Consider the following 14,453-nt stretch of genomic DNA (forward strand, 5'->3'; position numbering starts at 1 on the left):
TTATTCTGTTTTTAATGAAAAGAGGTAATGTGATGTAAAATAAAAATTATCATTTAGTCGCTCTTCTACCTCACACTTTATATTTTTTATTACACCAGAATTTTTAAATAATTTATAGTCAATTTTTACCTGATAGCTATAGGCCAGATCATCAGTAAATATTGGCTTATACTGTGTATTATAAATTTTTAATATTTCTTTAATATAATCGCCGCTCTTTTCGTTTATAAATTTTTCATTAATAATTAATTCATCTGCATTGTTTCCGTTAACTATTCTTTCTCCTGAAAGATTAATCCTTTTTTCATTAAAAATATTGGATCCAAAATACCTCTGTTGCTTAGTCAGATTGTTTTGGTTTGACATACCATAAAAAGAGGGAAACAACAATTGATATAATATCCCATTCTTAATGAATGGCAGACTATCAGAAAAATCTTTATCTCCGGCTTTGATGATAAGGCTACTTTCAGTACTGTTCGCATTAACAAGTGATAACAATTCATTCTCCTTCATATTTTGCCAAATGCTTAATATTTCAAGTTGGTTTAGTATAGCAGTTATTTCGCCTATGTTGTTAAATCTTAAGTTCAGCCTTGATGTTGGGGAGTTAAATAGTTTAGCAAAGCCAACCAATTCCTGTAATTGGCTATTTGTTTTTAACACATCATGTTCAACCTGATTGAGATAAAGTTGATATCCATCTTTGTTGCTTGTCATATTTGCAAGCTGCCAAAGCATTTTAGTTTCAGTATCAGAAATCACCTGTGCGTTTGCAACTGTTTTTTGTTTTTGTACAATTGTGTAATTTAAATTATTAGGGCTTCCCTTATATTCCAACTTATTGTACGGGGTTTCCTTTTCTTCAATATCCTCATCAAAAAATTTAAATCTGCTCATATTAATTAATATCTACTTGACTACCTGTTATTGTTTGTACACCTCCTGAAGTTTGAGAAATAGTGGCATCCGAGCACACTACAATTGTTCCTTGCGATTCCAAATTATAAGTTTTACTACCAACGTTTACGCCAGTTGTCCCAACCTGACCAATATTAACCGCTGTACCTGGCATTTTACCCGCATTCGCATTAATCACCTCGGTTCCCTGAATATTGATCACCTTACCTATAATATCAATCGTTCCATCACTATTCAAGGTAATGCTACTTCCATCCTTGCCGCCCGTACTTAATGTAATTTTGGTAGCGGCCTGTTCTGTAATAAATCCAGGTCCATTTTCAATCTTCACAAAATTTGCCGCGTTGGTACCCAGGTTCAGTGCATGGTTCAGGTCATCAAAACTTAAACAACTTCCTTTCCTCGATGTCAGCCCTTTGGTATTACTGTTTTTAAATCCACTGCTATCTCCACTTTTGCCATGATACACACTGCCCATTACTACCGGCCTGGCCACATTACCTTCTTCGAAAGCAATCACCACCTGATCGCCCTTTTCGGGGATGACATGGAAACCCCTGTTTTTTCCGGTATCGCCGCTACCTGCATTGGGGCTAACAACCCTTAACCACTCAGTGGGGTCGTTGGTTTGGCATTCCCATTTAAATTTAACCTTAATCCTACCTTGCCCCTGTGGATCATCATTATCAATCACATCGGCCAGCTGCATATCCGAATGTGGCTTTTCATAATTCCTAACCATAATACGCTCGGTTGTAGCCACTAAACCCTCGAAAGTGTTGCTGTACTTGCCCGTTCCATCTATCTGATGATTGATATTGGTAATCAAAAATTTACCAAGGCTTTCGGTTGCAAAAGCAAGTTCCTTTCTTACACTCATGGTGATTTCGGCAATGCTGCCAATGCTCAGTGCGGCATTATCGCCACCTGCGTTTATTTTTAAGAGTTCGCTGATATGTGCTTTCTCCTCGTTTTCTACATGGCTTTTAATGTCACTGCCATTATCTACCCTGATTAATGAAGGTTGGTTAAAGGTTTTGCTGTACATGGTATTTGAAGCCTTAATGGCATGTGCCAGATCAGGATTTCCATCTGCTTTGCCCGTACTTTCGCTGTGCAACATCTCATCCTGCTTGGGGTTGTAGGCAAAACGTTTATATTTTATGGGCGAAACTTCCATGGCATACTGCAGATTATGTACATCACGACCATAAAAAAGGGCTATTTCTTTTTGCTTATCAGGCTTGCCGAAATTAAGCTGTTTACCATCATAATAAAACCATTCGTGGTATTCGCCCGATAAGCGGTTAAGGAATGCGAAATCACTCTCACGGTACTGAATAAGATAATCGATTGCCGCTTTTCTGGAAGCATTGGTTACAATAGTCAAATCGTTAACCGGGGTATCTTTTGTAGCCAGCTTAACAATGGTATCCAGATCTTTATCTAAATATGATCCTAAATCGGGTCCACGATCGATTAATATCGTAGGACTATATCCACTCACAATAACTACTCCATGGTAGCCATGGCTTTGTGAGAGTTCTACTTTTGTAACCAGACCTGCAAAATGCTGCAAATTTTCTGGCGAATGACCAAAAGAAGCGGTTAGGGTTTTGCCGACGAAATCGCGACTGTCATCTAGATTGATTAAACCAGGATTCCCCAGTTGATCGTGATTAAAGTGCAACTCGAAATAATGGTGCTGATTAAAAGACTGTAAAAGGTTGAAGGAAGCAAAATGTGTAATTGCTGTATCTTCTATACTAATTTCTACGAGAAGTTTATTTTCCATAATGTATTCATTAATTGTAGCAGTAGCATGGTAAAGCTACATTGTTTTATAAACGGCAATTTTATAAAGTCCTGGATAGAAATGCACCTCAAATTGCATACCTGCTGCATTTCTTTTGTGCGAAGCATCTATCGCTTTTTTATTGTAGGAATGCACCTCAATGGTATTGCCTTTTTTTAAATAGCCGTTGCCGATCATGGTATCGATATCACCGGGCCGTACATGGATGCAACCATGCGACTCTGCCAGCTGGAAGATCCTTCCACTAGCTGTTGCGGCTTCATCGGGAGGTGTGGTATGGATAAAATCACCCATTACATATTCCTTTCCATTCATTTTCCGATCGTTGTTAAGGTCTTTGAAATACTTAACCGAAACATGTCCAAAATCGTTAAACAGCCATTGTGTTGGTATAGGGGAATTGGGATAAAGGTTACGTTGATAGTTAAGCACGGCATCGGTAACTTTTTTCTGATCGTTTTTATGCTGCCCCCACTGCGCATTTACATCGGTTAATTTTTTCCAGCTTCCAAGCTGTTTAATCATCACAATATTTCCGCTTATTTTTACTTCTGTTCCCCAGGCAATGCCCGACCATATGGCATAACGGCCGTAACTTACATGCTTTTCGATGCTTTTTATTACAAACCTACCAGTGGTTGTGGAGGTCTGAGAATGACCATCTCCTCCCATTTTCTCATTCGAAGGTCCACCATGTGCATCATATTCCTTAATTTTTACGAGCGTATTCATTGATCATTATTTATACTTTAAAACCTCAACCATAATCACATGGGCGAGTTCTAATTTTTCACCAGGATTAAAAGTTAATTTCATAGCGGTATTGGCATCAACATTTATCTGTACAGGTAATGGCTGCTCTGTGGTGCCAATCATTTGTTTTTCTTCCTTAATATTTCCAAAATGGCGCGTAAAGTCTCTAATGCGCAGAGAATCTGTAATGAATTTTGGCACCAGTAATATTACACCTGATTTTATAATGCTTTTTGTATCGTTATTTTTATAAGATTGTACAACAATATTTTTATCATTATTATATTGTTTACCATTATAAATGGCTAACGGAAGTTTACCTGAAAATGCTCTGTTTAAAGATGTTATGCCAGCTTCATTCAGCTTGGCCGAAGGAAGCTTTGTAACCGAGTCAGTATAATCAAGAAATAACTGAGAAACACCTGCACTCTTTTTATCGATTATACTAACATTATCTTTTTTATTTTTTGTACGATCTTCAGTACAGCTTAAACAACAGATAAATATTAAGACGCAAATAATAACAGGCAACTTAAAACGAGAAGATAAAGACATCTTTTTCATTTACAATAAAAATTAATATAAAAAATACCTCCCTTACCTATTTCATGTACTACCCCACACCAATTGCCTCCTTCAATAAAAAGGAACATTAAATTACACTTTATGGGAGATTTAAGATTTAATAGACGAACGTGTAGAAATCATCTAACGTTCGTCTTTAAATAACAACTAAGCTTTTGGCCAATCGTTTTCGTGTTCTGCATTGCCCAGCTTTAGCTTACGGGCAGATACTACAAAACTTAAAGTCATAGGTGTATTGTCGTTTACGGCAATACCCTCGTTATATTGGATGATATAACCATCTTCGAAAGACAGTTCTTTCATTTTTGAATCCTCTTCGCCTTTTTTGAAAACCAATGTTCCAGAAAGTGGCTTGTACTGGTTGTTAACCATTGATTCGATTACGGAAGTATCTTCAGTTGATTCGATTTCGATGTGGATGGTACCACCATAAACACCTGATGACGGACGGCCTTTAGCGTCAACATCTCTATTTAATGAAAAGCTGCACTGTAGTACATCAAATTCTTTTGATCCTAAGTTTAAACGGGTTTTGAATGCCATTGTAGTAAAGTTTAATGTTTTTGAAAAGAATGAATTGCGCTGAGCGGTTGGCGTGGAGCGAAGAGCATGGCGGTTATATTGCCATAAACCCTAAACCTTACGCCTTAAAACCTCTCTTTAGGCTTTTGGCCAATCGTTAACGTGCTCGGCGCTGCCTAATTTAAGCTTGCGGGCTGAAATCTGGAACTTGAGCGTCATCGGGTGATCGCCCACAATGTTTATCCCTTCGGAATATTTAACAATGTAGCCGTCTTCGAAGTTAACTTCTTTCATTTTGGCATCTTCCTCCGATTTTTTGATCAGCAGGGTTCCTGTAATGGGTTTGTACTGGTTGTTTACCATCGCCTCGATAATTGAGGTGTCTTCGGTTGATTCGATCTCAATGTCGATGGTACCGCCGTAAACTCCGGAAGAAGGTCTTCCTTTAGCATCTACATCGCGGTTTAATGCATAGGCACAATGAAGTACATCGTACTCCTTGCCCGAAAAATTTAATCTAGCTTTGAAAGCCATAGTTTTAAAATTTAAAGGTTAAAAAAATCTGATTATCGTAGTCTGACTACTCATGCTGCCAAACCAAATATCAGGCCAATCCTGCTATATACCATTCATTAACAAGCAGTAACGTTGAGTTAAAAAGAAAAAAAATCAGCTTATAATTAGCTCAGGCCATATTAAAACTAATTTCATAGGTTTAATAAATTGTTAATAAAATTTTTATACTATAAAAATAAATAGATACAACTTTGTTAAGTTATGACTAAAAAATGATACGTTTTTTATCCAATGTGTTCACTATAAGTATAACATATAACCTGCTTTTGAAAAATCTGAGGGTTTAGATCAATCCGTTCCCTGCACAAAATCAACCAAACTAAACCCGGTAGTAGCGGGCACGATCCCGATTTTTTCTATCGGGAGAGTAAAGCGGATGACGGGACTTTCGGAACAGATTGAAACAGAACCTGGCTTTCTAAAATGTAAAAATTAGATTTGAGAAGGTTAGACATGAGATTTGAGATGTTTAGGAAAAATAATCCAGAACATTAAGTTTTAAAACACCATTTTCTTTTAGAAAAGCAAAGCCTGTGTTTTATTGCAATGTTAGCCCCGCCACGTGCTCATACGCCTGCAGGCCTTAACCACAGTGCCGGTATCCGCCATGTCGGGTTTAGATTATCCTTTCCCTGCACAACCCTGAGTAAACTAAACCCAATGGCAGCGGTCCCGATTTTTCATCGGGATAAAGCGCACAGCGGGACTTTCGGAACCGATTGAAACAGAACCTGGCTTTCCAAAATTGAAATACAAGATTTGAGAGGTTAGATATGAGATTTGAGATGTTTAGGAAAAATAATCCAGAACATTAAGTTTTAAAACACCATTTTCTTTTTAGAAAAGCAAAGCCTGTGTTTTATTGCAACGTTAGTCCCGCCACGTGCTCATACGCCTGCGGGCCTTAACCACGGTGCTGGTATCCGCCATGTCGGGTTTAGATTATCCTTTCCCTGCACAACCCTGAATAAACTAAACCCGATGGCAGCGGTCCCGATTTTTCATCGGGATAAAGCGCACAGCGGGGCTTCCGGAACCGATTGACGCAGAACCCTGATTTCCAAAATTGAAAGACAAGATTTGAGAGGTTAGATATGAGATTTGAGATCTATGTTCATAAAAAAACCTCGCAGGTTTTAAAAACCTGCGAGGTATAGGATTAACTTTAACGTCAACTTAAACTTTCTGTTCTTTTCTATTAATGAAAAAATAAACAGGAAGCCCCAGTAAAACAATTACAAGGCCAGGCCAGGTATACTGTTGTTTATAAATGAGCAGCAAAATGCAAAAGGCTGCCCCTATTAACAAGTAAATAATTGGTGTAACTGGATATAACCATGTTTTGTAAGGCCTTTCTAAACCAGGCTGTTTGATCCTTAAGTAAATAACGCCAAAAACAGTAATCATATAAAAAAGCACAATAACGAAAGAGATCATATCTAAAAGGTTACCATACTGCCCACTTAAACATAAAGCAGAAGCCCAAATGCCCTGCATCCACAGTGATTTTTCTGGCACTCCGTTTTTATTGTTTTTAAGCGCTGCTTTAAAAAACATCCCATCTTCTGCCATGCTTTGAAAAACCCTGGCACCAGCCAATACGATTCCATTAACACAACCAAAAGTAGAAATCATCACCAACACGGCAATTATAATATTACCTATTCCACTTCCAAAAATCTGCTCTGAAGCTACAACAGCTACCCTATCATTTAATGCAAAAGCAATACTATCCCTATTTAAGGTATTTAGATATACAAAATTGACCAATAAATAAAGGATCATTACTGCTGTGGTGCCTAAAACCATCGAACGCACTACATTTTTCCTGGGATTTTCGATTTCTCCTGAAACAAAAGTTACGTTTTCCCAGGCTACACTCGAAAATACCGAACCTACCATTGCAGCTGCAATACCCCCCATTACGGCTATTCCGGAAATGGATTCCCACCCGGATTTCAGGAAATTCCCGCTAAAATCTGTTTTGAGATTATTGAAAGCTTTCCAGCCAAGCCCCATATTATCGTTCCAAAAATTGTTTTTCACCAAAAGAAAGCCTAAAATAATTAAGCCAATTAAAGCGATAATTTTAGATCCTGTGAAAATATTTTGCAAAATTTTACCACTTTCAACACCTTTTGTATTAATATAGGTAAGGAGCAGGATAACGCCGATTGCCAAAATCTGTATCCAGGTAATTTTATAACCGCCACTCTGAAAAATTGGCGCGGCATCATTTAAGGCGGGTATTAAATAGGCTGTAAATTTACCAAAAGCAACAGCAACAGCAGCAATAGTTCCCGTTTGAATTACTGTAAACAGCCCCCAACCGTAAAGAAATCCCATCATTTTACCAAAGATCTCTTTGAGGTAAGTATATTGCCCACCCGCTTTAGGAAACATAGAAGAAAGTTCTCCATAAGAAATTGCAGCCGCAACGGTCATTACTCCGGTAATTACCCAAACCACAATCAACCAGTAACCAGAGCCTAAATTCCGCATGATATCGGCACTAACGATAAAGATACCGCTACCGATCATTGAGCCCATTACCAGCATTGTAGCATCAAAAAGGCTTAATTTTCTTTTAGAAGGTTCTCCTTCTTTTTGAATTTTCATTTTAGTTCTGTTTAGTTTGGGGCTAATTTATTTAAAAAAAAGAAATTGTAGGATATTATTTTATGATGACAAAATTTTATTCACACCTGTTGTAAAATTTTAACCACAAGAATATTTTGTTATCTTGCTAGAGCGTTGCTGGCGAAGAGTTTGGAGCGGTGAGCATAGTGCACGGCGTTTGGCGGTTAGCGTTATGGAATTTAGCGCCGGGCTTTTGAAGTCCATTAACCAATTTAAACAATTAACCAGTTTACCCAATGACAAAATAACCAATTATCAATAACCAATCAGCAATAACCATTGAACTAATGACTAATGAACCATTGAACTAAATAAACAACTAACCAAATATAAGACCAATTATTAACTATGGATTTTTTACAAAACAATTTAATTTACTGTATCCCGGCTTTGGGCCTTGTTGGGATTATAGTCATGTTGATTAAAAGCGCCTGGGTAAATAAGCAGGATGCAGGTGATAAAAACATGCAGGAACTTGCCGGCTATATAGCAGATGGTGCTATGGCCTTTTTAAAAGCCGAATGGAGGGTATTGAGCATTTTTGCAGTTTTTACAGCAGCATTATTGGCATACTCTGGAACAATTACTGAAATTAAAGGTGTTCCGATGCATTCGAGCTGGATTATTTCCATATCCTTTATTATTGGAGCTGTATTTTCTGCTACAGCAGGTTATATCGGCATGAAATCGGCTACTAAAGCCAACGTAAGAACCACACAAGCTGCCAGAACAAGTTTAAAACAAGCTTTAAAAGTTTCATTTACTGGTGGTACGGTAATGGGACTGGGTGTTGCCGGACTAGCCGTTTTAGGTTTGGGTGGTTTATTTATCGTGTTTTTACAGATTTTCCATGTAACCAATGCCAATAGCGTAGAAATGAGAACCGCAATTGAGGTTTTAACCGGATTCTCTTTAGGGGCAGAATCAATTGCGCTGTTTGCACGTGTTGGCGGGGGTATATACACCAAGGCGGCCGATGTTGGTGCCGATTTAGTGGGTAAAGTAGAAGCCGGAATTCCGGAAGATGATGTACGTAATCCTGCAACCATTGCCGATAACGTAGGCGATAACGTGGGTGATGTTGCCGGTATGGGCGCCGATTTATTCGGTTCTTATGTGGCAACTATATTGGCTACAATGGTTTTAGGACAAGAAATTACCGTAACGGATAAATTCGGAGGCATGTCTCCTATCCTTCTTCCAATGGTGATCTGCGGATTGGGCATTATATTTTCGATTATCGGAACCTGGTTCGTTACCATTAAAGATGAAAAATCGAACGTTCAGAACGCGTTGAACCTGGGCAACTGGTCATCGATCTTGATTACGGCTATAGCCTCATTTTTTATTGTGAAATGGATGTTACCAGAAACACTTAATCTTCGCGGTTACGAGTTCTCCAGCATCAACGTATTTTACGCCATTATTGTGGGTTTAGTGGTGGGTACCATTATGAGTATTGTTACCGAATATTTTACTGCGATGGGCAAAGGACCGGTAAATTCTATTATTCAACAATCCTCAACCGGACATGCCACCAATATTATTGCAGGCTTGGCAGTCGGTATGAAATCGACGGTTATCCCAATTTTGGTTTTGGCAGGAGGAATTATGGCTTCTTATCACTTTGCAGGTTTATACGGTGTGGCTATAGCCGCAGCAGGTATGATGGCAACTACAGCGATGCAATTGGCGATCGATGCTTTTGGACCAATTGCCGATAATGCGGGAGGTATTGCCGAAATGAGTCAACTACCTCCTGAAGTTCGCGAACGTACTGATAATTTAGATGCGGTTGGTAATACAACTGCAGCTACAGGTAAGGGATTTGCCATTGCATCTGCGGCATTAACTTCCCTGGCTTTATTTGCGGCTTTTGTAGGAATAGCAGGTATCACCGCCATTGATATATATAAAGCACCTGTTTTGGCAGGCTTGTTTGTAGGTGGAATGATCCCTTTTATCTTTTCAGCGCTTTGTATTCAGGCTGTTGGTAAAGCTGCAATGGACATGGTGCAGGAAGTTCGCCGCCAGTTTAGAGAAATTCCGGGTATAATGGAATATAAGGCCAAACCGGAATACGAAAAATGTGTGGCCATTTCTACCAAAGCATCTATCCGCGAAATGATGATGCCGGGAGCAATCGCCTTAATTACGCCTATTATTGTAGGCTTTACCTTTGGACCAGAAGTTTTGGGTGGTTTATTGGCAGGAGTAACCGTTACTGGTGTTTTGATGGGGATTTTCCAAAGTAATGCCGGTGGCGCATGGGACAATGCCAAAAAATCTTTCGAACAAGGTGTAATGATCAACGGAGAAATGCACTACAAAAAATCAGAACCACACAAGGCTTCTGTTACCGGAGATACCGTTGGCGATCCTTTTAAAGATACATCGGGCCCTTCGATGAACATTTTGATCAAATTAATGTCTATTGTTTCACTGGTTATTGCTCCTTACATCGCAGTTAAGGCAATTGCGGGCGAACACAAACAAGAAGTTAGGAAAGAAATCAGAATTGAACAAAAAACCGATGCTTCAGGCAATATAAAAACAGATACTTTAATAAATACGACTGATACTTTAAGTCGTTAGTTGTAAAAACATTGATAAAATAACAACTAAAGGGATTTTTAACCAAAATCCCTTTTAATTTTCCGTAATTTTTAATTACGTTTGGAGCTGAATTTATTATTACCATAAAACTATAAAACACTTTAACTAAACTTTTATTTATGAATTTTAGAAAGTCTATTGACTTACTTACACAAGAAGCACAACAAAGTGGAGAAGGGACGCTTAAGCGAACCTTAGGGCCTACCAGTTTGGTTGCATTAGGGATTGGAGCCATCATTGGAGCCGGATTATTCTCTATCACCGGTTCGGCCGCTGCAAATAATGCAGGTCCAGCAATCACAATTTCCTTTATCATTGCAGCTATCGGATGTGCTTTTGCGGGCTTATGTTATGCAGAATTTGCATCGATGATACCTGTAGCGGGTAGTGCATACACTTATTCTTATGCTACCATGGGTGAGTTTGTGGCATGGATCATAGGCTGGGATTTAGTACTGGAATATGCAGTAGGTGCGGCAACCGTATCGATTAGCTGGAGTAGGTATCTGGTCAAGTTCCTCGGATATTTCGATATACATCTCCCCGCGCAGATGGTAATGTCGCCATTCGATACGGCAATTTTAGCAGATGGTACCAGTGTTTCAGGTATGTTTAATCTTCCAGCAGTATTTATCGTGGTTTTAATGTCGTTAATCCTCATTAAAGGAACTAAAGAATCTGCTTTTATCAATGGAATTATTGTTGGTGTTAAAGTTGTAATCGTATTTATCTTTATCATTTTAGGCTGGAAATACATCAACACCGCTAACTATACACCTTATTTTATTCCTGCTGATAAACCAGGTCACTTAGATTTCTTCACCAATGGATGGGGAGGAGTAATCAGGGCAGCAGCAATTGTATTCTTCGCTTATATCGGTTTCGACGCCGTTTCTACAGCAGCTCAGGAAGCTAAAAATCCCAAAAAAGACATGCCAATTGGTATTCTTGTTTCTTTGGTAATCTGTACCATATTATATATCTTATTTGCACACGTAATGACAGGTGTAGCCAATTATGATCTTTTCAGTGGTCAGGATGGTATTGCTCCTGTAGCCGTTGCAATTGATAACATGGGCGCAAGAAATGCCGCTGGTATAGTAACTCCTGCTTATCCTTGGTTAAACAAAGCTATTATCTTAGCCATTTTAGGTGGTTATGCTTCTGTAATTATGGTAATGTTAATGGGACAATCGAGGGTATTCTTCTCTATGAGTAAAGATGGTTTATTACCAAAAGTATTCTCTAGCGTTCACTCTAAATTCGGTACACCATCAAAAAGCAATTTATTGTTCATGGTTTTCGTGAGTTTATTTGCTGCATTTGTACCTGCACGCGTTGTTGGAGAGATGACCAGTATCGGAACATTATTCGCTTTCATATTGGTATGTATCGGTATCGTAATCTTAAGAAAACGCATGCCAGATTTACCTAGAGCATTTAAAGTGCCTTTGGTTCCTTTAATTCCATTTCTGGGCGTTGCAGTATGTTTAGGTATGATGTTATTTTTACCTTTAGATACCTGGGTTCGTTTACTAGTTTGGATGATCATTGGTATAAACGTTTACTTATTCTACGGAATAAAAAACAGTGCGCTTTCGGATAATAAAGTAATTACCCTGATAAAAAGCAATAAAGTGGTATCTTATGTTGGTTTAATTTTAGCAGCACTTTTAGTTGTAGTTGCACTAATACATCACCATTTATCATTACAGGCTGCAGAGTTAGATCCTAAAACAACAGCTGATTTTGGATTATATTACTTCTCTTTAGCTTTCGCTGTTTTACACTTAATTATTTATGGATTTAGGATAATGAACCTAAAATCTATACAAGCGAAATAAACAACCCGTTTATTGACAATATTTAAAGCCTCAACGCAAGTTGGGGCTTTTTTTGTGTTAAATAATTGTTAATAAAACTACCTTTGCAAAAAATCGATAACATGAACCGCCATTCTACCAGATTTAAAAGGGTATATTTTCTGATCATTGTTTTTTTCTCGCTTTCTTCAATAGGGTACGCGCAAAGAACAATTAATGATGTAATGGACTCTACAACAGTTAACCATTTACTTATTATCTCCAAAAAATATGGTTCATTATCGTTTAGCGGATACCTGCAACCTCAGTTTCAAATGGCCCAGACAAACGGCGCACAGGCAGAATACCAGGGCGGAAACTTTGGCGAGTTTACCAACAACCGGTTTAGATTAAGAAGAGGCCGTTTAAGGGCCGATTATATGCTGTTAACAGATGACGGCGATCCATCAACCTATTTTGTGCTCCAGTTTGACGGTACTGAACAGGGCGTTGCGGTAAGAGATTTCTGGGGACGTTATTACGAAAACAAATGGAAGATATTAGCCGTTACAATGGGCCTTTCAGGCCGTCCTTTCGGGAATGAACTTCAATTGTCATCTTCGGTAAGAGAAGCGCCAGAGCGTGGCCGGATGTCGCAGATTTTAATGAAAACAGAACGCGACCTGGGGCTTACCTTTACCCTAAATCCACGCTGGAAAAACGCTAAACTTAAAAACATCGTATTAGATTTCGGTATTTACAACGGACAGGGCTTGGCTGGTCCTGCAGAATTTGATAACAGTAAAGATTTTATCTTCAGGTTAAGTCACAAAACCTATGCCTTTAATGCATTTACCATTGCGGGCGGCATCAGCACGTTACAGGGCGGTTTAAACCACCGCTTGCCTGTAAGTTATAAAATGGACAGAATCAATAATCAATGGAATATGGTTAAAGATTCGTCGGCCACAACAATCAATAAAGTTGCACCAAGGAGATATTATGGTGCTGATATTCAGCTGGCTACTAAAACTAAAAGCTGGAAATCGGAACTGAGGGCCGAAGTGGTATCGGGTTTACAAACAGGTACTTCAACCAATTCTACAACGCCAGGCTCCTACCCTGTTGACAATAAATCAATTGCGCTACCCTATTTTACCAGAACTTTTAGTGGCGCCTACCTCACCTTTGTACAAACCCTGAACAGCACCGATAACCAGCTTATTTTAAAATATGATTGGTACGATCCGAACACAAAAGTGAAGGGATTGGATATTTCGAGCAACCGTGGGCTATCACCAGCGGATGTCCGTTTTGATACTTTTGGCTTTGGTTTTTTACATCATTTTAATACACATTTTAAGGCAGTATTGTATTATGATATTGTTAGAAACGAGGCTACCCAGATTCAGGATTACACGGCTGACCGGAAAGATAATGTACTCACTTTAAGAACACAGTTCTATTTCTAATAAAAAACGGTACAATTGAGAATTTGATACAAATTCAGCTACCTTTGCTTAAAATTGTCCTGCTATGAAATTCGATTTTATGAAGTTCAACTTAAGCCAGATCCTATCGACAACGATGGTGCTCTTTGCAATTATCGATATTTTGGGAGCCATCCCGGTGGTTATCGAACTGCGTAGAAAGGCTGGCCACATCGAATCAGAAAAGGCATCTTTGGTGGCTACCGGTCTAATGATCCTCTTTTTATTTCTTGGAGAATCCTTATTAAAAGTAATCGGCCTGGATGTAGAATCTTTTGCTATAGCTGGTTCTTTTGTAATCTTTTTCATTGCCATGGAAATGGTTTTAGGCCTTACCATCTTTAAAGAAGAAGCACCTGAAACGGTTTCTATTGTTCCTTTGGCTTTCCCTTTAATTGCTGGCGCCGGAACAATGACGACGTTACTTTCGCTAAAAACAGAATACCATACGCAGAACATCCTTGTTGGCATTATCCTCAATATGCTGTTTGTTTATTTCGTGCTGAAGAACACTAACAGGCTGGAAAAACTTTTCGGTAAATCGGGCTTAAACATCTTACGTAAGGCTTTTGGCGTAATTTTATTGGCCATCGCGATTAAGTTATTCAGAAATAATACAGGGCTTTAGAGGGTGGAAGAGGTGAGATGGAAAATGGATGATGTACTTAGAGCGGGACTGTCATTTCGACTGTAGCGCAGCGGCATGGAGAAATCTAGTTAATAAAGTCTTTA

The 14,453-nt window shown here is 38.7% G+C and carries 11 protein-coding genes; 4 read left to right on the forward strand and 7 right to left on the reverse strand.

The genetic code is table 11. The features are described 5' to 3' along the window. The 7 genes from U859_RS0123135 to U859_RS0123165 all read right to left on the reverse strand — a co-directional run bounded on the left by U859_RS0123135 (nucleotide 1) and on the right by U859_RS0123165 (nucleotide 7,792). Nucleotides 1-900, reverse strand: coding sequence for a hypothetical protein (locus U859_RS0123135; RefSeq protein ID WP_025145655.1), 900 nt, complete (start codon nucleotides 898-900; stop codon nucleotides 1-3). Nucleotide 901: 1 nt separating this feature from the next. Then, nucleotides 902-2,716 (reverse strand): type VI secretion system Vgr family protein, encoded by a 1,815-nt coding sequence (locus U859_RS0123140; RefSeq protein WP_025145656.1) that lies wholly within the window; start codon nucleotides 2,714-2,716, stop codon nucleotides 902-904. Between the two features lie 36 nt (nucleotides 2,717-2,752). Then, a complete protein-coding gene (locus U859_RS0123145) occupies nucleotides 2,753-3,469 on the reverse strand; it encodes a hypothetical protein (protein ID WP_025145657.1) in 717 nt (238 codons plus the stop codon). Nucleotides 3,470-3,475: 6 nt separating this feature from the next. Beyond that, complete coding sequence (locus U859_RS0123150) at nucleotides 3,476-4,054, reverse strand: hypothetical protein (protein WP_025145658.1); 579 nt, start codon at nucleotides 4,052-4,054, stop codon at nucleotides 3,476-3,478. A 168-nt stretch (nucleotides 4,055-4,222) separates the two neighbouring features. Further along, a complete protein-coding gene (gene tssD, locus U859_RS0123155; protein WP_025145659.1) occupies nucleotides 4,223-4,618 on the reverse strand; it encodes a type VI secretion system tube protein TssD in 396 nt (131 codons plus the stop codon). Between the two features lie 117 nt (nucleotides 4,619-4,735). Beyond that, the gene (gene tssD / locus U859_RS0123160; protein ID WP_025141870.1) at nucleotides 4,736-5,131 is read right to left on the reverse strand and encodes a type VI secretion system tube protein TssD; all 396 of its coding nucleotides are present in this window, start codon (nucleotides 5,129-5,131) and stop codon (nucleotides 4,736-4,738) included. Between the two features lie 1,218 nt (nucleotides 5,132-6,349). After that, complete coding sequence (locus U859_RS0123165) at nucleotides 6,350-7,792, reverse strand: APC family permease (RefSeq protein WP_025145660.1); 1,443 nt, start codon at nucleotides 7,790-7,792, stop codon at nucleotides 6,350-6,352. Nucleotides 7,793-8,161: 369 nt separating this feature from the next. On the opposite strand from U859_RS0123165, the gene U859_RS0123170 reads away from it, so the two are divergent. From U859_RS0123170 to U859_RS0123185, 4 genes are all read left to right on the forward strand, one after another. Then, nucleotides 8,162-10,408 (forward strand): sodium-translocating pyrophosphatase, encoded by a 2,247-nt coding sequence (locus U859_RS0123170; protein ID WP_025145661.1) that lies wholly within the window; start codon nucleotides 8,162-8,164, stop codon nucleotides 10,406-10,408. Nucleotides 10,409-10,548: 140 nt separating this feature from the next. Next, on the forward strand, nucleotides 10,549-12,273 hold the full coding sequence (locus tag U859_RS0123175; protein ID WP_025145662.1) for an amino acid permease: 1,725 nt from the start codon (nucleotides 10,549-10,551) through the stop codon (nucleotides 12,271-12,273). Nucleotides 12,274-12,374: 101 nt separating this feature from the next. Then, the gene (locus U859_RS0123180) at nucleotides 12,375-13,703 is read left to right on the forward strand and encodes a hypothetical protein (protein ID WP_025145663.1); all 1,329 of its coding nucleotides are present in this window, start codon (nucleotides 12,375-12,377) and stop codon (nucleotides 13,701-13,703) included. A gap of 79 nt (nucleotides 13,704-13,782) precedes the next feature. Next, entirely contained in the window at nucleotides 13,783-14,349 is a 567-nt protein-coding gene (locus U859_RS0123185) for a MarC family protein (RefSeq protein WP_025145664.1), read from the forward strand. The last annotated feature ends 104 nt before the right edge of the window (nucleotides 14,350-14,453 follow it).

This window comes from Pedobacter jeongneungensis (assembly GCF_000633455.1).
GTDB lineage: Bacteria > Bacteroidota > Bacteroidia > Sphingobacteriales > Sphingobacteriaceae > Pedobacter > Pedobacter jeongneungensis_A.